Origin of the sequence: Hahella sp. CCB-MM4, from assembly GCF_002260525.1 — a bacterium.
Lineage (GTDB): Bacteria > Pseudomonadota > Gammaproteobacteria > Pseudomonadales > Oleiphilaceae > Hahella.
On record NZ_MRYI01000001.1, the window covers coordinates 523,252 to 547,084 of the forward strand.

Annotated in this window: 14 protein-coding genes; 7 read left to right on the forward strand and 7 right to left on the reverse strand. The window is 50.2% G+C overall.

The genetic code is table 11. The features are described from left to right. Positions 1-141 precede the first annotated feature (141 nt). The 5 genes from BTA51_RS02385 to BTA51_RS02405 all read left to right on the forward strand — a co-directional run bounded on the left by BTA51_RS02385 (position 142) and on the right by BTA51_RS02405 (position 10,552). Complete coding sequence (locus BTA51_RS02385; RefSeq protein ID WP_094705782.1) at positions 142-6,285, forward strand: MG2 domain-containing protein; 6,144 nt, start codon at positions 142-144, stop codon at positions 6,283-6,285. Next, positions 6,282-8,465 carry a transglycosylase domain-containing protein gene (locus BTA51_RS02390; RefSeq protein ID WP_094705783.1) on the forward strand — a complete coding sequence of 728 codons (2,184 nt, stop codon included), beginning with the start codon at positions 6,282-6,284 and terminating at the stop codon, positions 8,463-8,465. Before BTA51_RS02385 ends, BTA51_RS02390 begins: the two co-directional genes overlap by 4 nt. Before the next feature lie 301 nt (positions 8,466-8,766). Beyond that, positions 8,767-9,456, forward strand: a complete 690-nt coding sequence (locus BTA51_RS02395; RefSeq protein ID WP_094705784.1) for a DUF2589 domain-containing protein — start codon at positions 8,767-8,769, stop codon at positions 9,454-9,456. 12 nt (positions 9,457-9,468) lie between these two features. Beyond that, positions 9,469-10,032 (forward strand): DUF2589 domain-containing protein, encoded by a 564-nt coding sequence (locus BTA51_RS02400; protein ID WP_094705785.1) that lies wholly within the window; start codon positions 9,469-9,471, stop codon positions 10,030-10,032. Between the two features lie 34 nt (positions 10,033-10,066). Then, positions 10,067-10,552 (forward strand): hypothetical protein, encoded by a 486-nt coding sequence (locus BTA51_RS02405; protein ID WP_094705786.1) that lies wholly within the window; start codon positions 10,067-10,069, stop codon positions 10,550-10,552. Positions 10,553-10,690: 138 nt separating this feature from the next. On the opposite strand, the gene BTA51_RS02410 is transcribed toward BTA51_RS02405, so the two are convergent. Both BTA51_RS02410 and BTA51_RS02415 read right to left on the reverse strand, forming a co-directional pair. Then, entirely contained in the window at positions 10,691-12,043 is a 1,353-nt protein-coding gene (locus BTA51_RS02410; RefSeq protein ID WP_094705787.1) for a serine hydrolase, read from the reverse strand. Between the two features lie 230 nt (positions 12,044-12,273). Next, positions 12,274-12,978: a hypothetical protein gene (locus BTA51_RS02415; protein ID WP_094705788.1), complete on the reverse strand. Its 705-nt coding sequence runs from the start codon at positions 12,976-12,978 to the stop codon at positions 12,274-12,276. Positions 12,979-13,269: 291 nt separating this feature from the next. On the opposite strand from BTA51_RS02415, the gene BTA51_RS02420 reads away from it, so the two are divergent. Both BTA51_RS02420 and BTA51_RS02425 read left to right on the forward strand, forming a co-directional pair. Next, positions 13,270-14,307, forward strand: coding sequence for an ABC transporter substrate-binding protein (locus BTA51_RS02420; protein WP_094705789.1), 1,038 nt, complete (start codon positions 13,270-13,272; stop codon positions 14,305-14,307). Positions 14,308-14,353: 46 nt separating this feature from the next. Next, the gene (locus tag BTA51_RS02425; protein ID WP_094705790.1) at positions 14,354-16,993 is read left to right on the forward strand and encodes an EAL domain-containing protein; all 2,640 of its coding nucleotides are present in this window, start codon (positions 14,354-14,356) and stop codon (positions 16,991-16,993) included. Positions 16,994-17,084: 91 nt separating this feature from the next. Here the strand turns inward: BTA51_RS02425 and dbpA are convergent, their stop codons facing one another. The 5 genes from dbpA to BTA51_RS02450 all read right to left on the reverse strand — a co-directional run bounded on the left by dbpA (position 17,085) and on the right by BTA51_RS02450 (position 23,538). After that, positions 17,085-18,470: an ATP-dependent RNA helicase DbpA gene (dbpA, locus tag BTA51_RS02430; RefSeq protein ID WP_094705791.1), complete on the reverse strand. Its 1,386-nt coding sequence runs from the start codon at positions 18,468-18,470 to the stop codon at positions 17,085-17,087. Positions 18,471-18,547: 77 nt separating this feature from the next. Then, positions 18,548-19,003, reverse strand: a complete 456-nt coding sequence (locus BTA51_RS02435; RefSeq protein ID WP_094705792.1) for an isoprenylcysteine carboxylmethyltransferase family protein — start codon at positions 19,001-19,003, stop codon at positions 18,548-18,550. A 45-nt stretch (positions 19,004-19,048) separates the two neighbouring features. Next, a complete protein-coding gene (locus tag BTA51_RS02440; RefSeq protein WP_094705793.1) occupies positions 19,049-20,062 on the reverse strand; it encodes a rhodanese-related sulfurtransferase in 1,014 nt (337 codons plus the stop codon). Positions 20,063-20,173: 111 nt separating this feature from the next. After that, complete coding sequence (locus BTA51_RS02445; RefSeq protein WP_094705794.1) at positions 20,174-22,015, reverse strand: ABC transporter ATP-binding protein/permease; 1,842 nt, start codon at positions 22,013-22,015, stop codon at positions 20,174-20,176. Positions 22,016-22,194: 179 nt separating this feature from the next. Further along, positions 22,195-23,538, reverse strand: a complete 1,344-nt coding sequence (locus BTA51_RS02450) for a phospholipase effector Tle1 domain-containing protein (protein ID WP_094705795.1) — start codon at positions 23,536-23,538, stop codon at positions 22,195-22,197. Between the last annotated feature and the right edge of the window lie 295 nt (positions 23,539-23,833).

Genomic DNA, 23,833 nt, shown 5'->3' on the forward strand with positions numbered 1-23,833 from the left:
TTCACAATTTCACAACAAATTACACTACCTGTACCTGCCATATTTTGTCAGAATTCCGCCTCCTGAACGCCATACATTAGTGCCATACTTGCAAGGATATATTGCGGCAGGTCGAAGACAGATAATTTGGTGGAGACAAAAATGGACAAACATCATCTCATAGCCCCGATCCTCGGCCTGTTCATGGCCCTGGTCCTGGCTCATTCGGCAAGTGCGGCCACACCAAGCTTTGACTGCAGCAAGGCCAGCCAATATATCGAAGAGCTTATTTGTCAATCTGATGAACTGGCGCAACTGGATTCCCAACTGGCTGCCCGCTATAAAAAAGTCAGGGAGAAGTTACCAGCCGATGCCAGGGATTCCTTCAAGGATGAGCAACTGGATTGGCTGAGAAACAGGAACCAGGCCTGTAATCTGCAGCAGGAAAAAGCGATTTCCTGTCTGCAGGAGAAATATCGGGAGCGTAACGCCGACCTTGCCGAACTGCTTGCATTTGATTCCGCTGATCGACCTGACGATAAGGCTCTGAGAGTTCTAAGAATCACCCCAAAGGGTAATGATGTACAAGCCGGTCAGCAGATTGTTTTCCAGTTTGACCGCCCGGTGGTCCCTATTGGCCGGATGGAAAGAGATGCCAAAGACATTCCGGTCTCCATCCAGCCGCAATTAAAATGCGAGTGGCGTTGGCTAAACACCAGCGCCTTGGCCTGCCAGCTCAGGGATGAAGACCGCATGCAGCCGGCCACACGCTATACCGTCACCATGAAACCCGGCATCGCCACCACCGATGGAGACATGCTCGCCGGCACGGTAAAACACCACTTTACGACGGTGCGCCCTAAAGTTTCCTATACCCGCTTCATTAACTGGCTCTCCCCCGGCTCCCCACTGATTCAGGTCACCTTCAACCAGCCAGTAACAAAATCTTCTGTGGAAACTTCCTTGTTCATGAAGGTAAGCAACGACAGTGAAGGCGGCCCGGTTAATATCGTCGCGTTCCCTGACGATATCCCCAGAAATCAGGCCTGGTGGAGGTTGATGCTGGATCAATCGCAAGGTGCCAAGGTCGATGATCGACTGACCCAGGTGAGTGGCGAAGAAGCACGCAGAATCTGGATTGTAGAGCCGAAACGGGAACTACCATTGGATCAGACAATCTGGCTTGATGTGGCACCTGGGCTAAAATCCAGCGAAGGCTTGGAAGCCGGCGTGGAAAACCGCACCGTCGTCAGTTTCGACACCTACCCCGAATTCAGCTTCGTGGGACTGCGCTGCACTCCCAAGGGAGAAGAGAACCAGATCACCATACCTCTGGACACCTTGGCGAAACTGAAAGATGAGCCGACGCTCACCAAGCGCTGTGCTCCATTAAGTCCGGTGGCCCTGGTATTTTCCTCGCCTGTGGTGAATTCAATGGTCAAACATCATGTGACCTTTGCCCCCCGACTGGACGGTAATCGTACCGACTATGACCCCTGGGAAAATACGCAGGACTGGACCAGCCTTACCTCTCCCCATCGAAGTGGACGCGTTTATCAGATATGGCTGCCTGAACTGTTGAAGGCTTATCAGGAGTATGCTGTCGCCATTAACTCCGACGAGCTACAGGACGAGTTTGGTCGCCACCTGAGTCAACCGATAGACTTCCATTTTTATACAGGCCACCGGGAACCCAATCTCAGGCTTGCACACAACTATGCAGTCCTGGAAAAAGATGTTGAAAGCGATATCCCGCTTTATGTCACCAATCTCAATAAGGTGGCCGCCTCCTACGACAGGCTGGGAAGCACAGATTCAGGAAAAGGACTGCAGACAGACATTCCGACAGCAAAGGCCGAAGATATTTCATATGCTCTACCTATGGGGGTCCGGGAACTTCTGAACAATGACAGTGGAGTGCTCTTCGCCAGCTTGCACCCAGACCCGGTCCCGCCCGATTGGTACAGAGATCCTGAAATTCTGGCCCAAGTGACCCCCTATCAGGTCCACTTTAAATTCGGTCATTTCAACTCTCTTGCCTGGGTAACACGATTCGATAACGGGCTTCCGGTTAAGAACGCGAAGGTTTCCCTGTGGAAAGGGTCTTATGAAAACCTTCCCGGACTGGAGTCCTTGGATCTAACTGCACAGACAGACGATGAGGGACTGGCGGAACTACCCGGGCTGGCAGAGCTTGACCCGGATCTGAAGCTTATCTGGGGCGGTGAAAGGCAAACCTACCCCGGATTTTTTGTCAAAGTGGAACATGACCAGGACATGGCTTTGGTCCCCCTGAATAGTGACTTTACCGTCAGAGGCGGCGGAGTCTACCCGCAGTTCATGGAAAAAGGCGGACATACCCATGCCTGGGGTGCGACTGCCCAAGGTGTTTACAAGCTTGGGGATAAAGTTCAATTCAAAATCTATGTCCGGGACCAGAGCAACAAAAACTGGGTATCTCCTGAGAAAGCCGGATATGAACTACAGGTCTATGATCCTCAATCCAAAGTGGTCTTTGAAAAGAAAAATATCACGCTGAATGAATTCGGTGCATTTGATGGCGAATTCAAGGTTCCCGAACAAGGTGCCGTGGGCTGGTATCAGTTCCAGCTTATGCCGGCTAAAAAAGCCAATGAGGAATACTACCGCTTCACCTGGACTCCGATGTCAGTACTGGTGAGTGATTTCACCCCTGCTCCCTTTAAAGTCAAAACCGAGTTGAACGGTGACTTGTTCAAAGCGAACGATCAAGTAGAAATCACATCACTGGCCACCTTGCACTCCGGAGGACCATTCACCGAAGCCGAAATTCGCCTGACTGCCCGGCTGAACGAAAAACCGTTTAGGACCAATAACCCACTGGCCAGGGGCTTTACCTTCGGAAGCAGCAGCGGCAAATACCTGAACTCGAGCCAGAGCAACCTGCTTGATCTGAGAGGCAAGCTGGACAACGCAGGTGAGTATGTGGACGCATTTACGCTTCCTGAAACAGAAATTTATTTCGGTACGGTGATCGTCGAAGCCGCCGTCAAGGATGAAAGGGGGAAGTTTGTGGCTGCCTCTACCGCTGCGGATTATGCGGGAAGGAACCGTTTCGTCGGCTTGCGCAATACCAGTTGGATCTATAAAAAGGGCGAGAGTGCCAAACTGGAATCCCTTGTGGTCGATCAGGAAGGCAACCTGGTGCCGGGTGTGGATATTAATATCACCATCAATCACCGCGAGTACAAAGCCTCTCGGGTAAAAGGCCCCGGCAATGCCTATCTCACCCAAAATATTATGGAATGGGTGGAAGAAACCCAGTGTGCCCTGAAAAGTACGAAATCGGCTACCATCTGCGAGTTCAAGCCTGCACATCCCGGTTACTATCAGTTTGTGGCCAGCATCAAGGATGAGAATGACAAAGAACACAGCACGATGTTATTCGGTTGGGTGACGGGCAGCGGTAATGTCGTTTGGGATCAGACTAATGATGCCACTCTGCAAATCGTTCCGGCACAAACCGAGTACAAAATCGGCGACACAGCCCGCTACCTGATCAAGAACCCCTACCCAGGGGCCAAAGCCCTGGTCACCGTTGAGCGCTATGGTGTCCTGGACAGCTGGCTGGAAACCCTCGACTCCAGCACTCCGGTCATAGAGTTTCCGGTAAAACCCGAATATCTGCCTGGGTTCTACCTCTCCGTAGTGGTGGTCTCGCCCAGGGTGGAAAAACCGCTCGGCCCCAATAAAGTGGACCTCGGCAAACCGAGTTACCGTATGGGTTACTTGGAGGCATCGGTTTCTGATCCCTTCAAAAAACTGGATATTCAGGTCACCACCGATAAAGAGGTATATAAACCTCGGGATAAGGTTAAGGCCAAAATCAAGGTTAGCCAGAAACAGCCTTCCAACCAGTCAGGCTATGAGATAGCCGTGGCGGTAGTGGATGAATCCGTGTTGGCCCTGAACCGCAGCGGAGAACGCTACTACGATCCTTACTCCGGGTTTAATCGGCTCGATGCTCTGGATGTCTATAATTACAGCTTGATCAGCCGTCTGGTGGGAAGACAGAAGTTCGAGAAAAAAGGCGCTAACCCCGGAGGGGATGGAGCTTCCTATTCTCAAATAAGATCTCAGTTCAAATTTGTCAGCTACTGGAATCCGTCCATTACGCCAAATGCTGATGGCGAGGCGGAGATCGAATTCGAGGTTCCTGACAATCTTACCGGATGGCGGATATTCGCCTTTGCTGTGACACCGGATGACCGCATGGGGCTTGGTGATGTTAACTTCAAAGTTAACCGACCAACAGAACTTCGCCCGGTCATGCCCAATCAGGTGATCGAAGGTGATCAGTTCAAAGCCGGCTTCAATATCATGAACCGGACGGACAAGCCCAGAACCTTGAAACTGAATGTGGCCGTGAAAGGTCCACTGACAGAAGACACCCCCACCACCTTCGAATACGATGTGGAAGTCGCGCCTTACCAACGACAGAACATCTGGATTCCACTGGCAACCAAGGGCAACGGCGAGCTGACGTTCATTGCCCGCGCGGGTGATCAGGTAGATCGGGATGCGGTTGAGCACAAACTTACCGTTAACAAGCGGCGCTCACTTGAAACAGCCGCCACCTACGGCACCACAACGAAGGAGCATATCAGCGAAGCGGTTCAGGTTCCCGAAGGGATCTATACGGATGTCGGATATATCGGCGCAACACTGTCACCAACGGTCATTGGCAACATTGACGGTGCCCTGCAATACATGCGCGATTATCCCCATCAGTGCTGGGAGCAACGCCTGACCCGTGCGGTGGTCGCACGCTCCTACGTCGAACTGAAAGAATATGTGGCAGAAGAGACCAAATGGCCTCATCCTCAGGAGGATATCGCCAATACCCTGAACGTCGCAGCCAATTTCCAGGCTCCCAATGGAGGGATGGCATACTGGATACCTTCTAACAGCTATGTCAGCCCCTATCTGTCGGCTTACACGGCAATGGCTTTCAACTGGCTGCGCCAAAGCGGTTATTCTATCCCTGAAGCCGTTGAGGAACGTCTACACAAGTATCTGCTGAATCTGCTGCGCAAAGATGAATTCCCAACATTCTACAGCAAGGGAATGTCGTCGTCGGTCAGGGCCGTCGCACTGGCAGCACTCTCAGAATCCGGAAAAATCAGTCAGGACGATATCCTCCGTTATGGCCCCCAGGTATCCGAAATGGATTTATTCGGGAAATCTCACTTCCTGAAGGCTGCAATCAATACCAAGGGAGCCGCACAAAACTACGTTGGAAAAACGGTGGATGACATCCTCGGCTATGCCAGCCAGACCGGTGGAAAATTCCAGTTCAATGAACCCTGGGATGACAGCTATAAATACGTCCTGGCCACCCCATTGCGCTCCAACTGTGCGGTACTTTCAAGCCTTCTTAGTGCGCAGGAGGCTGCAGACCTGGGGGATTCCATCGCCGACATTCCGTTTAAACTGGTGCGCAGTATTACCCAAAGTCGCGGTAACCGGGATCATTGGGAAAATACCCAGGAGAACGTCTTCTGCCTGAATGCCCTGATTGAATATGCTGCGGCATACGAAACCAAAGAACCCTCCATGAAGGTTTCTGTGAGTTTCGACGGCAAGGTTCTCGGCGAAGCACCATTCACTTCCAAAGCCGATCCTATGGTGACCATCAGCCGGCCGATGCAGGAAGACGATCCCGGTCGTTCAGCGACCATCGATATCAACAAAGAAGGTACAGGCAGGCTGTACTATTCAGCGCGGATTGCCTACGACCTGACAGAAGATAATGCTGCCCGCATCAACTCCGGCATCGAAATACGTCGGGAATACTCCATTGAAAAAGACGGCAAATTCGTCCTCCTCGCGAGTCCTATGGATATTCAACGGGGTGATCTGGTGAAGGTGACTCTATTTGTCTCCGTCCCCACCGCAAGACATTTTGTTGTGGTGAATGACCCCATACCCGGTGGATTGGAGCCGGTTAATACCGATCTGGCAACAGCCTCACAGGTGGATGCGGATAAGGGAGACTTCAAAATGGCAGATGGTTCCTGGTTCTACCAGATATCTGACTGGTCATACTACGGACGCTATTTCTGGAGCTTCTACCACAAGGAATTGCGCCATGATGCGGCACGTTTCTACGCCGACTATCTGCCAGCAGGTAATTATCTGCTTTCCTATACCGCGCAGGCTATCGCCGAAGGAGACTTCAGCGTGATGCCGTCCATGGCGGAGGAAATGTATGATCCGGATGTTTATGGAAAAGGCCTTCCAGCCAAACTAAGAGTGGCGGAATGATCCCGCTGAGACGACTGCTCAGGCGATGGAAAACGGTTGGTATCGTCAGTCTGACGATACTGGCCGTTGTTCTGCTGGTGTCGACGTATCTGGCCATCGAGCCAATGCCGGAGGACTTGCTCTCACCCTCCAATGGCATTGCCAAACATACTTATCTGGACCGCTATGGACGCCGGCTGAATATCACCTATGAGAATGACTGGAACATCCATGAGGTTATCCGCCTCCACGATATTCCCGAGTTTCTGCAAAACGCCTTTATCCAATCAGAAGATAAACGCTTTTTTTCTCATCATGGCGTCGATTGGCTGGCCCGCTTAAATGCAGCCTGGCAGAACCTGATGGCCGGCAGGATCGTCCGAGGGGCGAGCACTATTTCCGAGCAGGTCGTCAGGATGCTGCATCCCCGGCCCAGATCCTTCTGGTCACGTTGGGTAGAGGGATTTGAGGCGATGGCCCTCGAAGACCAGTTTTCCAAAGTGGAGATACTGGAGTTCTATCTCAATCAGGTTCCCTACAAAGCTCAACGCAGAGGCATCGTTCAAGCGGCAAATTATTATTTTGGCCGGGATATTTCCACGTTGAATTACAAGGAAATGCTGGCACTGGCCGTGCTGGTGAGATCCCCCCGGTGGCTGGATCCCCAAAAACAGATCGCCAACCTGGACCGCTCTGTCAGCGATCTGGTGACCCGTTTGGACATCGCTGACAATACCAAGGAGACTATCGATCAGCAGTCGCTGGAACTGCATCAAAGCGATATCTCATACGACCTCTCCCATTTCATCCGCTATGCAAATTCGAATCCGCTGTTACAAACCGGAGAAAACGGTGACATCCATACCACCATTGATCTGGAGCTACAGGAAAAGATCCAGAAGATCCTGGATAACCGCCTGGATCGGTTGGAAAAGTATCGGGTACAAAACGGCGCTGTACTGGTGGTAGACCACGAAACCAACGATATTCTCGCTTGGGTAGTCGGTTATGCAGGCCGACAGGGTAAGCCGTTCAACAAAATCGACGCGGTCACAACACCTCGCCAGCCCGGCTCAGCTTTGAAGCCCCTGCTCTATGCCAATGCCATCCGCAAGGGATGGACAGCTGCCACCATGCTTGACGACTCACCATTGGAAGAGAGTGTCGGCCTGGGTATGCACACCTATCACAACTACAGCCGGGACCACTACGGCCTGATTTCCCTTCGTGAAGCCCTTGGCAATTCGCTGAATATTCCCGCCGTCAGAGCCATTCAGTTTGTTGGACCTGGAGAGTTTCTGACGTTTCTATATGACTTGGGAGTGGAAAGCCTGTCAGGACACCCTAACGTTTATGGCGATGGTCTCGCACTGGGCAACGGAGAACTCACCCTGTATGAACTGGTACAGGCTTATACTGTGATGGCGAGAATGGGCGATTTCAAACCTCTGTCATTTATCGAGGGTGAACATAATCAGATAAGTGGGCATCGAGTGCTGTCCGAAGACATTGCCAGTTTGATGGCAGATATTATGTCTGACCCTGCTGCCCGGGAAAAAGAATTCGGCTGGGATTCAGTTCTCAATTTCCCCCATCAGACAGCCGTCAAGACAGGAACCTCCAGCGACTACAGGGATGCCTGGTCTGTCGGGTTCAATGACCGGTATACCGTAGGCGTCTGGATGGGAAATCTGGACTACACAGAGATGAATCAGGTCACCGGCTCTTCAGGCCCATCCTTCGTACTGCGATCGGTTTTCAATGAGTTGAATAAGTACCGGGAAGTGAAGCCTCTCTATCTGAGTCACAATCTGGAAAAGCACCAGGTTTGTATTGAAACGGGGATGTTGGCCGATGAGCAATGCGAATCCCGTGATGAATGGTTTATCAGCGGTACACTCCCGCAAGAAAACAGCCAGGACATTGAGGAAATCAGAATCAGGAAACCCAGCAAAGGCTTGTTATTGGCCATGGATCCTCGAATTCCGGACGAATCCGAGTACTTTGAATTCGCTCTGACCGACATCGCCGATGTTGAGTCAGTCAACTGGTTTATCAACGATAAACTTGTTGCCACCACCCAAAAATCCACCTATCTCTGGCCATTGTCCAGAGGGGAATTCCGCACCAGGGCAGAGGTCGTTATTACCGGCCACCCCCAGTCAGAAATCACTGAAACGATAGAATTCAAAGTCAATTGATTCTTCCCTGGTACTGCCAATGAAACTCCGCCCCAATATCCCCTGAGGATTCTGGTTTTTATTGGCTCTTTTAAATCAATTGGAGCTTTCAATTTAATTGGACCTTCTAATTCAATTGGATCTTTCAAATCAAGTGGTCTAATTTTTAATCACCACTAAAAAATTACCAAATCATGTGGCGTGTTACATGGAATGAGTATCCTGAATCGAGCAAGGAAATGGACAATGCTTAATTCTCCCGACCCATTAGTCTGTATTTTTCCGCACGTTTCCTGAATTCAGGCCAATGGAGAGACGATGAATGGACGATGACAGCGAAAAACAACCCCCTCCAGAGCCACCGGGAGAGGATGACGACTCTACATCTCCAACCCGCCTGACTCTTGAGCAGGCGCTGCTAGCCCCTCTTGATTCAATTCTGAAAGCCCAGCTGCACTCCGCCCGTTCATTCCTGAATCTGCTTTTACAGTTGGGATACCCTCATCGGGAAGGTGCCGGTGACGGGCATCCATATAGCCTGGAATTCAAGTTCAATAAGGATGGGGAAACCCAAAAACTTTCAGTCCCGGCGTTAGCTCTGGTGCCCATTGCCCCCCTGGCCGTGGATTCTGCCCAGTTCGAATTGGAAATGTCTGCCCGGCGCGTCGTCAAACATGCCCAGATTCGCGAAAGCGAAGGCAAGAAAGCCGTATCCAATCAGGCTGGACAGACCTTTGACCGTTATCATCGTCCATGGTTTCTGGTAGATAAGCCCGTCAATATTGAAGGGGATATTGTTTCAACCCCCACCGGGGACGCAGCAAAGCACAGGGAATCCCAGTCCGCCATCAAGATCAACATCAACGTTAAGTCCATTCCCTTACCTGCCGGCCTGGACAAGCTTCTTACCTCCATGACGAATATGAGTCAGATCCTGCCGGTCGACGATACACCATCGACCAACCATCAAGACAAAGAAGACCAACAGGATAAGGACAACACCACACCCTAAAAGGAGATTGTCATGAGCGATGAAAAAAACCTCATTGGTGCAGAATTTCAGGCTCTCCCCCTGGATTTTATGATCGCCGCCCCCTTGGTGGCAGCCGTCAAAGCCCAGCGCGTGGCAGCCGAAACCACCCGTGATTATATCCAGAGCATGATTGATAAGGACGGCAAGCCACTCACGGTGGATTTCAGCGTGCAAAAAGTTAACGGCGGGGCAAATAACTCCATCGATGTGAAGGCCCCTCTATTGGCCATGGTGCCGGTCCCCCATCTGCAGATACAGTCACTGGATATTCACTTCACTTTTGAAGTCAGTGAAACCTTCAGGGATTCATCGGAAACCTCCAAAGGTGTCGAAATCAATGCCCAGACCGGCAGCTTACTCAGTCCCTGGGTCAGCGCTTCAATCAAAGGTAATGCTTCGAGTAAATCCTCAACGGAGTCCTCCACTAACCGACACGGTCAACTGGATGTCACCGTCCACGCCACCGAATCAGCAATACCTGAGGGCCTGGCCAGGGTTTTGTCATTGATGACAAGTGCCATTCAAACACCTGATTCAACCACACCACCGACCTGATTCAAACGACAGGGTTTCATCAGGGGGAAAAAGAATGATTGGAAAACTGATCTCGCGTTATTCGAAGCAACAATGGTTTCGCATGGACCAGCTGCTCAACGCCGCTCTGGCAGACGTGATCAGTGCAGATGCTCACTTTCAGCTCAGCCAGGCCAAAGCCTGGCGGGATTTCGGTCACTCACTGGCGGAATTCTCTCAAGTTCCGCCAGCAGAGCGTGAGGATCTGGCCACCAGCCTCAGCCGCCTGGAAAACCTCGGACTGGTGGAAGTGTCCATTACACTGCCCCTGGAAGCCTACAAACCTAATCTTTTCTTGAGAGTGTGGTTATGGTTCAGAAAGGTATTCGGCAGCCAGCTGCCTGACACAGTTGATCAATTCCGCCTAACAAAACCTGACCGGCAACAGGATTTAGAGGTGTGTATTAAGGTTCAGCGGGGTGAGCGGGGGAAGTGGGAGGTTTCCACCTCCCAACAAACTTCCGATTCCCTGAACAATTCCACACCGATGACTGCCGCTTAGCTTCTGGATACCCTGCCCCGAACACTGAATGGACGGGAATATCCACCCACTAGCTCTTGCCAAATATTTATTACACCAGGCTTTGGGGTGTTGGAGCAGGTCGTCATATTGGGACACATTCAGATGCGATAGAAAATACTATCCCTCGATACTTTCAATCAAATCCGCCACATTACGCATTAGTTTCCGATTGGCCCGATTGATATCCTGATTCACCTCAGACCCATAGGCTCCAAACCGGGCAACGACGATATTCTTGGACGGAATCACCACCAGATATTGTCCACGATGGCCGCGCAGTGAGATGGTATCTTTAGGTAAATCCAGCACCCAGATCCCCATGTCGTTGAGCCAAAGTTGGCCACCATAATAGTTAGATACTCCCGGTGACTTCATTTCTTCAATCCATTGCTCGGAAATCAGTTGCTTGCCGTTCCATACACCTTTATTGATTATCAACTGGCCCATTTTGATCCAGTCATGAGGAGTCAGAAATACACGGGCACCGCCGCGGAAGGTCCCGGCTTCGTCATGTTCGATAATTGCATTATTGATACCAAGAGGCGTGAATAGCTGGGTTTGGTAAAAGTCATAGATGGACTGGAGATTTCCTCCCATCTTTTGGCCAAGGTACTCAGAAAGGATCTGAGTAGTCCCGGTGGAATAATGAAACTCACTTCCTGCTTTATAAGTGACGGGCTTATTTTTAGCATATGCAGCGGAATCACTATTTAGGTACCACATATTACCTAAATCACTGGAGCCATTATCAGAAGTCTCATTCCATTGCAGACCGGAACTCATCCGCATGAGGTTGTCCACAGTTACCACATGTTCACCGGTATCAACAGTGTCATATTTAGTGATCATCGCCTGCTGATCCATGACTCCAGCGAGCAGTCCTGTCACGGTCTTGGCCATAGACCAACTAAGCATACGCGTGTCTTTGCTATGCTTATTGTCATATTGCTCGGCAACGATTTCCCCATTATGCGCAACCACCACGGCAAAAGTGTTATACCGCTCCGAATAATCGGCTTTGGGTTCCTCAAAGAATGCATCAAGCGAAATAGAAGAGTCGATATTCACTGGTAAAGGTGTAGCGGGGCTCAACACTACAGGGTTCACGGTCTGTTCTTGAACTTGGTCCGGAGTGCTATCTAGGGCCAAGGTGCAGCCCAAGCCGTCCCGATACACCGAAGTACGGATATAGGACTCACCATCATGCAGGTAAGTAAGTGTGACCTGCTTCTTTTGCAAATCAAGATCAATACCAGGCATTGATTCCAGACTGGCAAGAGCTTCCGGAATCACCTTAGTCGTAATAAATTCTACGGGTTCATTAGAAATAAAATGGCGAGAACAAATCTGGTTCGCACTATATCCCAGAATCTCTTCCGGATTGGTTTTGCAAGCTGTCAGCGTTCCGGTGAAGACCAGCGCAACGCCTAGCTTAACCAACGAGCTTGTATCGAGGTTTGCTAATATCACTTAACTATTCCTTATCAGTACTATATTAGGGCAGGTATAGATCCATAACGGAGGCGTATTTTAGTGAAAGCGTCTCCTATTTGTGAAAGGATAAATTGTAGCGATTTATATCAGCGGCACTCTGCGGAGAAATTCTCGACTATTGAAAAAGGAATGCTCGACTATAGGGCACTGCAGCCGGGCAATTTCAGGAATCAGCCTTCCAACTGGCTCCCTTAGGCATGATCGGTCTACAGCCTTTGCTGAACCAACAACTGTAGCTCAGCACTCAATTGCGGGCCCATAAAAACCTCTCCATGGCTTGGAATGAGCGTCTGAGGCTGATCAGCCTGCAGCTGGGTCAGGGCCCAATGCTTAAATGCGGTACGATTATCCAGGATAAACCAGCGAATCACTTCGCCGATACGTATGCCAGGCGCAGTTCCCAGCATTCTTTGAAGCATCCGGGCAATGGGTTGATTGGAGAGTCTGGGGTAGTTCATGAAACTGTCGCAGGTAATCCAGATAGCGCCTTTTGCCGCTTTTTTTGATATCCAAATATCCCCGCCACGATGCCCTGGAGGGAACAGAAAACGGTATTCAGCCGGCAGCTCAGGTGACTGCTTTTCCAATAGCCTGATATCTGCCAGACCTTTTTTACGTAACCGCTTTGCTGCCTTTTCAGATGCGTATAAATAAGCCTGCGGATAAGCTTTTTGCCAGGCATGGACTCCCAGGTAATGGTAGGCATTTGGCATCACGATACTCAGCCGGCCCTGGTATTCCGGCCAATGAGCCTGCCAATCAGCCAGCAGAGGTTCGCCGGGGCTGTATATCAGCCAGTCATCAACAGCAAAGCGCAGGGCAACCGAGTTTGACGCAAAGTTTGGAACGATATACTGGCCTATCCAGATATCATCGTTGTCCTTGAGCGGAAACCATTTATTGCGTTGCATACAGGTCTGCTTTATCTCTTCATCATTAAAAGCCAGTCTGTCAGAACTTCAACTTCACTTGCCACATTAATGACAAACTGTTTTACGCAATATGCGGCCTGTCACACTACGCACCCTGGCCTCCCGTCTTACGACGTGCTTCCCCCCTAAGAGCCGTTCAAGTTCTCAATAACATCTGGAAATATAAATATTCCGCAACAACGAGCATTTAGACGCACATAACTATCACATTTAGCCTATAGTTAACTCATCTGTTCAGCTTATAGCCAACTACACAGGTTATTGCCGCATATGTTGCTCAAACGACTGTTGTTGCTGCTTTATCTCTTCATATGGTTACCCGGTTGCTCCGAGCCTCAACCTGAATCAATCCTGCGGGTTCTTACCTGGCCGGGTTATGCAGATCCAGATTTGGTCAAAGCCTTTGAAGAGCGCTACCACGTTCATGTGGAAGTGACATTTATTGATACCGATGATGACCTGTGGGCTAAAGCCAACCAGAATGAGAGTCAGGATTTCGATGTCCTGGCGGTCAACACCGCAGAGCTGCAACGCTACGTTGACAGTGGCCTTAGTGTCCCCATTGATCTGAATAATATCCCCAACACTCAAACTCAGTTGCCCCGTTTTAAGGATCTTGCATCAATTCCCGGCATCATGAGGGGAGGAAAGATTTACGCGATTCCTTATACATATTCCACAATGGGGCTGATATATAACCGGCAGATGGTGAAGTCTCCACCTGATTCAATGGCAGCGATGTGGGACCAAAATTACCAAGGCAAAGTACTGGCCTTTGACGCCAGTAATCATAATTTTTCGATTACGGCATTAATTCTGGGTATTGCCGATCCTTTTCAGCTGGATGATGAACAATTCACCCAGGTACAAAGAAAGTTGGTAGAACTGCGGCGCAATGTTCTGACTTTCTACAGCGCGCCGGAGGAAGCCGTTGACCTATTTCAGAATAACCAGATTGCCTATATTTTTGGGAACTACGGCAGTCAGCAGGTGAAACAGCTTCGCGATGCAGGCGCTGATATCGGTTATGTCAATGTGAAAGAGGGCACTCTGGCATGGCTCGACTGTTGGTCAGTTACCAAGGGAGCAAAAGACCATAAGCTGGCCGAAACCTGGATCAATTACACTCTGGAACAGTCTGTCAGTGATGCACTGTCCGCCCGTCAGGGACTGCCAAACACCGTAGAACCTTCGAACCTGATTAAATCCAGCGACAAAATCATATGGCTTCAGCCGGTGGAAGATTTCGAAAAGCGAGGTCAACTGTGGCAGAAGATTCGCTCCGGCGATAGCCTGCAGAAATTTTGAGACGATGTGCACTTCATCAACGACAGGTGATTAGGCAAAGGCAATTGTGAAACCATCCACAGACAAGCATCCCGGTGATCACCAGAAACGAAGCCATGATGAATCCCAAAGCGGAAAAGCCACAGTAGGTTCTGAATTGAGGCAGAAGAAGCTGGGGATCGGGCTGAAACTGGGGCTGTTGTTATCAGTATTCGCGGTCATGGCGTCCGGTTTAACCGGATACTACACCTTCACCCAAAGCCGCAGCATGCTGGTGAAATCTGCTGAATCAGAGCTGCTTACATCGACCCAGGTACTGGGTCGGCGTCTCTCCATCGTGTTAGCTGAAATTGAAAGTAATGTCCGCTTGTTATCTCAAATGCCTTCGGCCCATATTTTAGTGGGATCACCTCAGAACGAGTCTGACGATCAACCACGGGACCATCTCACGCAGGTGTTTATCAATATTCTCAATCTGCATCCTGAGTACTTTCAGATTCGCCTGGTCGGCCAGGCCAACTATGGCAAAGAGTTGGTAAGAGTCGACAGAGAGGCAGATAAACTCTCTGTCGTCCCTCAAATACAATTGCAGGAGAAAGCCCAATATCCCTATGTCTATGAAACCCTAGGCCTCGAGCCTGATAAAATTTACCTGTCCCGAATCAATATCAATCATGAATTTGGTGCTCATCAGGGACTGAACAAGCCAACGCTGCAAATGGCCGCTCCCGTCACTTCGACGCAGGGAGACGTGGCGGGCCTGATTGTGATCAATATCGACCTGGATGGCCTGTTCAAACTGTTACAGGCAGACCTGCCGAGCAATATCCTGCTCTATTTGACGAACCAGGAGGGAGATTTCCTCATTCACCCAGATCGCAGCCAGGAATTCGGGTTTGACCGGGGCCGCAGCATCCTGATTCAAGACAGCTTTCCGGCTACCGAAGAGTTATTTAACAACACCCTCAGCAGCCTCGTATTCAATATGAGCCCCCCACCAACCAGGGATTTTAGTACAGGGTTAATCATACCTGGACGTGAGTTGGCCGGAGCCTTTACAAAACTCCCTCTTGGCGAATTGGCTCCTGATCGTTTTCTGGTTCTAGGGCTGGCGATCCCCCTGGAATCTGTATTCGCCGGTACTCATCAGCTGGGTCGAAATATCATTCACATCGTCATCGCCTTCAGTGTATTGGCCATATTGGTTGCCATGATCACTTCCCGAGCCGTCTCCAAACCTTTAAACATGATGGTAAATGCCGTCAGGCGCTTCTCTGACAAACATGTGATGGGCGAACTACCGATAAAGCAAAATGACGAAATTGGCCTGCTGGCCAGAACGTTTATGGAAATGCAGAGTCTGCTGACAAGCCATCTGGATGACCTCCATCAAAAGGAACGCCACCTGCATCATCTGGCCCAGCACGATACTCTGACCAACCTTCCTAATCGTATGCTGCTGTTTGACCGCATGCGCCATGCTATCGCCAAGGCACACCGCACCGATAAGCAGTTGGCATTGATTTTCATAGATCTGGACCGCTTTAAAGACATTAACGATAGTTTGGGGCATGCCGTTGGTGACGAAGTCATTAAATCTGTCGCGCAAAATCTGGCAAGACTGTTGAGGGATGAGGATACCGTGGCCCGCCTCGGCGGCGACGAATTCATTGTTGTGTTGGAAGCAGTCGATAATATTCAGCAGGTCACCAGTACCACACAAAAACTGCTACTTAAACTCCAGCAACCCATACATCTTGAGGGGCAGGATCTCTACCTGAGCGCCAGCATGGGAATCAGTTTGTATCCTCAGGACGGAGACGATGCCGAAACGTTGCTGCGCAACGCCGACGCAGCCATGTATCGGGCCAAGGAAGAAGGCCGCAACATGTTCCATTTCTATACGGAAGACATGACCACCAGCGCACTGGCCCGTGTAAATCTTGAAGGTGAAATCCGTCAGGCATTGGATTATGGAGGGTTTATTCCTTACTACCAGCCTCAAATCGACCTTGAAACGGGCGAGCTGATCGGCATTGAAGCATTGGCCCGTTGGCACCACACCGATGGCCGCCTGTTAACCCCGAGCGATTTCATCGCATTGGCGGAAGACACGGGTCTTATTGAATCCATAGGGATACAGATTCTTGAATCAGCCTGCCACCAGATCAAAACCTGGTATGACTCCGGCCTGAATCCCGGTCGTGTGGCCGTGAACATTTCAGGTAAGCAATTGAGAAAAAGAGATCTTTCCTCCAAGGTCTTCGCCATCCTCACAAAGACGCAATGCGATCCGAAATGGTTGGAATTGGAGATCACAGAGAGTTTCTTCATGGATCGCCCGGACGACGCCATTGCCATACTGGAAGACCTGCGTGAAGCTGGTATTGAGCTGGCAATCGACGATTTCGGAACCGGTTATTCCTCACTTTCCTATCTTAAGCATCTCCCTATTTCCAAGCTCAAGATTGACCGCTCTTTTATTGGCAATATTCCAGTGGATGAAGACGACAAAACGATCACCTGCGCCATCATTGCTCTGGCGAAAAGCCTGGAACTTAGGGTCATCGCGGAGGGAGTGGAAACCGAGCAACAGCACAATTTCCTGGTAACCGAAGGCTGCGATGAGGCACAGGGATTTTACTACAGCCAAGCGGTTACGGTAGGAGAAATTGAGAACATGCTGAAGAAGAAAGCAACGGCTTGATAGCAAGCGTAATAACGGAAAATCTCTCTGGTCAGAATACCTGGCAACAGCTTTCTTCCTCAACGCACGATTCATTGTTACAAAATACGATTCAACGAAACATCCTGACTTTCACTTTTCGTCCTTTTACCTTGCCGTCCTGCAACCGCTTTAACGCGGCTTTCCCTAAATCTCTTTTCACTGCGACGTATGAATGGAACGGGAAGATATCAATCTTTCCAATCTGCTCTGCTTTAAAGCCAGCTTCGCCGGTTAAGGCACCGAGTATGTCGCCAGGACGAATTTTATTTTTCTTTCCACCATCAATACAGAGAGTCACCATGGGGGGCTCCTTAAACGCCGACTGCTGATCATTCAGGCGTGAGCCGTCATCCCATTTCACCGTATCACCTAAAAGAGACTCAATACGATTCACCCGATGCCCTTCTGCAGGGGTGACAAGACTTAAGGCGACCCCTTCGTGACCTGCACGGCCGGTGCGCCCAATTCGGTGAACATAGACTTCCGGATCTCTTGGAAGTTCGAAGTTAATCACAACATCAAGGGCTTTGATATCCAGTCCTCGGGCTGCGACATCTGTCGCGACGAGAATCGAGCAGCTACGGTTGGAAAAACGGACCAACACCTGATCACGGTCCCGCTGCTCCAGATCACCATGCAAGGCTAAAGCGCTGTATCCATCGTTGGAAAGCTGATCGGCCAGATCCTGGCAATCTTTTTTAGTGTGACAGAAAATCACTGTGGACTCTGGTTGATAGTGCGCCAGCAGGCGTTCAATCAGGAGATATTTCTCATGGGTATGTTCAAGCTCATAAAAGTTCTGCGCTATACGTGTCTGATCGTGGAGGCTCTCAACCGTCACCTCAACCGGGTCACTCAGGTAATCGGATGCCATTTTTGCAATCTGATCAGGGTAGGTCGCAGAAAACAGCAGCGTCTGCCGCTGGCTGGGACATTGACTGATAATACTTTGAATGGAATCCTCAAATCCCATATCCAGCATTCGATCCGCCTCATCCAACACCAATATGGAAAGATCTTTCAGCTCCAGAGTCCCCTTACGAAGATGCTCCTGAATTCTACCCGGCGTTCCCACAATGATATGGGCTCCGTGTTCCAATGAGCCAATCTGTGGTCCGAAAGGCATTCCGCCACACAACGTCAGAATCTTCACATTGTGAGTCGCTCTTGCCAATCGCCTCAACTCTTTTGCCACCTGATCTGCCAGCTCTCTGGTCGGACAAAGCACCAGGGACTGGACTCTGTAGAAATCCACTTTTAAATGATGCAACAGACCAATGCCGAATGCTGCCGTCTTCCCACTACCGGTTTTGGCTTTGGCGATCAGATCTCGTCCATTGAGTATCATTGGGAGCGATTCCGCCTGTATAGGCGTCATCTCGTGATAGTTGAGCGAGTCGAGGTTGCTCAACATGGACTTGGAGAGAGGCAGAACATTGAATAGCGATGAAGACACGATTGTACTCTCAAGGTAGAAGGTAAAAGTAATATGGCAAAAGGTGAAACAAATAATGTAGAGGGTGAGACTTCGAATTAATCAGCTTTCTTATACCAGGGAACAAAACGCGGTGTTTTAGCGGCATACTCGTCATATACCGAAAACATCTCCCTTAAAAAGCGTTCCTCCATGACAGCTTTACCTGACACGGCAAGCACCACGCAACCAACGCCGATGGCGTTCAACCAATGCCAGTTATAACCAGCAATCCCGACCATCATGATAAATAAACTGCTGTACATCGGATGACGCACGAACCGGTATGGTCCATTGGTTACCAACTTCACATGAGGCTTGGGTTCCGGGTAAATACTGAAATTCCCGATTTTGTTATAGCCCAGTGTTGCGAGACCAGCCACAGTTCCCAGCAGGACAACAACCAACCACCCCACACTACCACGGTTAATCCACCCAACAGGCCAGCAACTCAGTGTAATGCCAATAAGCTGAAGTGCGACAAGTACGTGGCTTTTTAAACTAAGTCGGCGCATCCCGGGTATCCGATAAAAAACGGAGCACGAGGCTCCGTTTTCTAACTAGGCGTTCGTTTCAGCCTTCGGTTGATTCTTTTGGCTATCCTGATGGTAGCTTTTCCGCATCCGCTTTTTGACAGCCTGACGTTTCAGGATAGCTTCTTTCGCTCCCGACCCGATGTGATCTTCGCCACGGGACTTGGCCAACTGCACTTGACGCTCGCGGGCGATGAAACGCTGGCGCTGCTCTTCTGTAACCTTGTCAAAGCAGTGAGGACAGCTAACTCCCGGCATATAATGTTCGCTTGCGATATCCTCTTCACTAATCGGCATACGGCAGGCGTGACATTGGTCATATTGCCCCTTCTCCAGTTGGTGATTTACCGCGACACGGTTGTCGAACACAAAGCATTCGCCTTCCCAGGAGGATTCTTCTTCCGGTACTTCTTCCAGATATTTCAGAATGCCGCCTTCCAGATGGTAGACATCCTCAAAGCCCAGCTCTTTCAGGTAAGCTGTGGATTTTTCACAACGAATTCCGCCAGTACAGTACATGGCGACCTTCTTATGTTTGGTCGGATCCAGGTTTTCCTTCACGTAATCAGGAAACTCACGGAAAGTTTCAGTGACCGGATTCACGGCATTCTTGAATTTGCCGATCTGCACTTCGTAATCGTTACGGGTGTCAATCAACAATACTTCCGGATCATTGATCAACTTATTCCATTCCTTTGGTTTTACATAAGTGCCCACGACTTTACGTGGGTCGATACCTTCCACCCCCATGGTGACAATCTCTTTCTTGAGTTTGACCTTGGTACGGTAAAAGGGAATTTGTTCATCGTAGGATTCTTTATAGCTGAGATCTGCCAGTCTGGGATCAGATTTCAGATAGGCCAGCAGGGCATCAATCCCTTCACGGGTACTTGATACGGTACCGTTGATACCTTCTTTGGCCAGAAGCAGCGTGCCTCTGACTCCATTTTCTTCCATGAAATTCAATAGTGGCTGGCGAAGCGCTTCATAGTTGTCCAGGGAGACAAACTTATATAGCGCACAGACGACGTACTGTGACATATAACTACCTTTTCATTGCGCACTGGAACGTAAAACCAGAGCAAAAAATTCGGGGCGCCATTATAACGAAATATCTCTCGGATGCACGCACAATTGGTTGTTTTTTGTTCATCATTTCAACGCCTCGTTCATCCCTGCCACTTCCGAGGATTCATCCTTTGATCTTTCCGACTGCTGAACCCGCCATAGCTGGGCATAGAAGCCGTTCAAGGCCAGGAGTTGCTGGTGGTTGCCGGTTTCGACGATGGCGCCATCCTGCATGACGACAATCCGGTCTGCATCCACAATGGTCGACAACCGGTGGGCAATCACCAGACTGGTATGACCTTCAGCCACCTCTTTCAGGGCTTTGAGGATAATCTGCTCAGATTTGCTATCCAGCGACGAGGTGGCCTCATCAAACACCATGATGGGCGGTTTCTTGAGAATCGCCCGGGCAATGGCCACACGCTGCTTCTCTCCTCCACTGAGCTTTAGACCTCTCTCCCCTACGACGGTCTCCAGCCCTTTAGGGAGCTGACGAATAAAGTGATCCAGGTGGGCCATTCGGATCGCTGCAGTGATTTCTTCAGCAGTAGCATCGATCCGACCATAGCGGACATTTTCATAGATCGTCGTATTAAACAGCACCGTATCCTGAGGCACGATGCCTATGGCCTGACGCAGGGAATGCTGGGAGACATCCCTTATGTCCTGACCATCAATCATGATTTCACCACCGCTGACGTCATAAAAGCGGTATAACAGCTTCACCAGCGTAGATTTACCGGCACCGCTGCTGCCCACCACCGCCAGCTTTTGGCCGGGAGAGACGGTAAAACTGACCTGCTTGAGAATGGGTCGCTCATCCTGATAACCAAAGTCCACCTGATTGAACCGGATTTCGCCCCGGCTGACGTTCAGTGGTGCGGCATTTTCCTTATCGCTGATTTTGGGGACTTGGTGCAGTAATCGAAACATCCGCTCAATGTTGGCAAGCGAGCCTTTCATTTCCCGATAAACGAATCCAAGGAAATTCAATGGCATGAATAACTGCATCATAAAAGCATTCACCAGCACAAAGTCACCGATGGTCATGCTTTCCTGGGAGACATTGAATGCAGCCAGCACCATCATGGAAGTCATGGCCAACGCCACGATCAGGGACTGACCTCCGTTCAGGGCGAACAAAGAAAGTCGGTTCTTCCTTCGGGCGCTCTCCCATTGCCCCAGATCCTGATCGTACTTATCGGCTTCATACTGTTCGTTGCCAAAGTATTTGACGGTTTCATAATTCAGCAGGCTGTCGACGGCCCGGGAATTACTCTCCGAGTCTGCCTTATTGGCCGCTCGGACAAACCCTGTCCGCCACTCGGTTGCCACAACTGAAAAAGCGATATAGACCACCACAGCAACCAAGGTAATGATAGCGAACCAGACTTCGTAGTTGATCAATAACAGCCCGATCACCAGGCTGATTTCCAGTAAGGTCGGTCCGATATTGAATACCATGAACCGCATGATAAAGCTGATACCTGAAACTCCCCGTTCGATATCACGGGATAACCCACCCGTGCTGCGGTTAAGGTGAAACTCCAGATCCAGGGAGTGAAGATGTTCAAATACTTTGAGGCCGATACGACGCATGGCCCTTTCTGTGACACGGCCAAAAATGGTGTCACGGACCTCGCCGAACAACACATTGGCAAATCGCACAGCACCATATGCCAACAGAAGCCCAAGCGGCATCGCCATCAAAGCCGTCCTGCCGCCATCGTGAATGCCGTCCAGGTCGTCGACAATATATTTGAGAATAAAAGGCAGACCTACACTGGCCAGCTTGGCTGCCACCAGACAACTCAAAGCCAGAATGATGCGGGGTTTATATTCCAGCAGATAAGGAATCAGGGATTTCAATGTTCCCCAACTAATGGCGATAGGCTCGCGATCGTCGTAGTCATTTCTTCTGCGCATGGGACTCCGGTAAGCAGGCTTCGATAGGGCTTACCACATAGTATCCTGACACACGCCTGAGTAGTATCCTGACACTCCGCCCGGGTAGTAACCAGAAAGTCGCCTGAGTAATATCCCGAGCAGCGCTCAACAATCATATCCTGAGCGACGCTTAACGATGGGGTTCTGAATGTCAGGACTTACGCGGCAAATGCCAACCCGGTCTCCCGCCCTCTGACCCACATAACTCTGGCTTGACGCTCTCCCCATAAATCATGCCGGATCTGTACAGACTCTCCGTTTTGCGGTGCCAGGGGGATTGCCACCTTTGCCCCGCCTGCGGAATAGTCGATGATCTGACAGTATTCACCAGTGGAATCCAGACTTTTGACATACGCCAACTCAGCACTCTGTGCCACCGGCATCCGGTGATGCTGTCGGTTATGGTAGACAGGGACTTTGTCATTCAGCGCGGCATACAGGTTTCCTTTGTTAAAGCCGGCAATATTCTGCTCTCTACGTACCCCAATTGACCAATGCAGCTTTTCATTAATTCCTGGCTGCAGACCATTGGCCTCTGCCTGTTTTCGCCCAATGGGACGCTGGTAATCCCCCAGCAACTCATAGAATCCTTTTTGTTTATTGTGAACTTCGCCCAATGCCTGCTGGTCCGGATTTGAACTGAGAACGGCGTCACGATCGAGCACCAGACCATGGGCAGAGGCTTGGTCGTACATAAAGTTAAGTGCCAGGTCAGACAGTTCGGTTTCGGGATATCCTCCCCCAACATCACTGTGCCCTCCGGGCATCCACACCTGCAGTATTCGCCGGTTGTCATACTCCCAGCGTTTGTCTGAACTGTCGGGATGTTGAGTCCACAAATCTGGTGCAAAGGGCTTTCGAAGTTCATCAATTGCAAGCGCCTGAACGGCAAACTCCACGGTGTCGGAAAGCTGGGTATCGTGAAAACCGACCCAACCTTTGGATAATTCACGTAGCCCTGGAACCGGTACCCCCAGCGCTCCTACGGTATCCCATACTCCCATGAAGGTAATCAGTGTTTTGCGTCCCCCCTCCAGCACACTATCCTGGAGGTTACGGGCCAGATACTCGTAATCCATATTAATGCGGCGGGCCGGATCTGTTCGATAATAACGATAGATACAGGGGAAGTACTTGAGCTCGTGTTTGTGCAACAGCCCAAACAGGTGAATCAGTCCCGCCAGAGACCTTACCGTGTAGGCCCCCCGGCTGAAGCCGAACAGGTATATCCGGTCCCCTTCTGCCCAGTTATTCACCAGAAACCGGTAGGCCTGCATGATGTTATCCGAGACTCCGACGCCCATTGCGCCACCAATCCATTTGTCCCATAAACCTCCGGTTCCCACTCCTGAGTCGTAATAGACGACCTGCTCACGCCCACCAGATCTCGGGACGATGCTTCGAACAAGTTTCAGAACATTTGTGGGTAGTGCTGATGGTTCCTGTTCAGACTCTGGCCGGTTCCAGGTACCATCACAGCAGATAATGATGGATTTAGACATGGCTCTCTCCCCCTACGCCAACCTCTTGTGGTCTTCCCTGAATTTGCCTGGATGGGCGGGCATATTCAGACCCAGCGAGGCCGCTACTCCTTTATTTACCGCTCACTCATAATTTACCGCTCACTCATAATTTACCGCTCAACTCTTAATTTACCGCTCACTCTTACTTACCGCTCACTCTTTTTGCCGCCCACTGTAGTTATTGCCCATTGTTCAAAATGTAGTCAGCAAAACCAAAATCAGCAATGTCCCGGCACCTTTTTGATATGATTACCTTTCTTTACTTATGATTTCT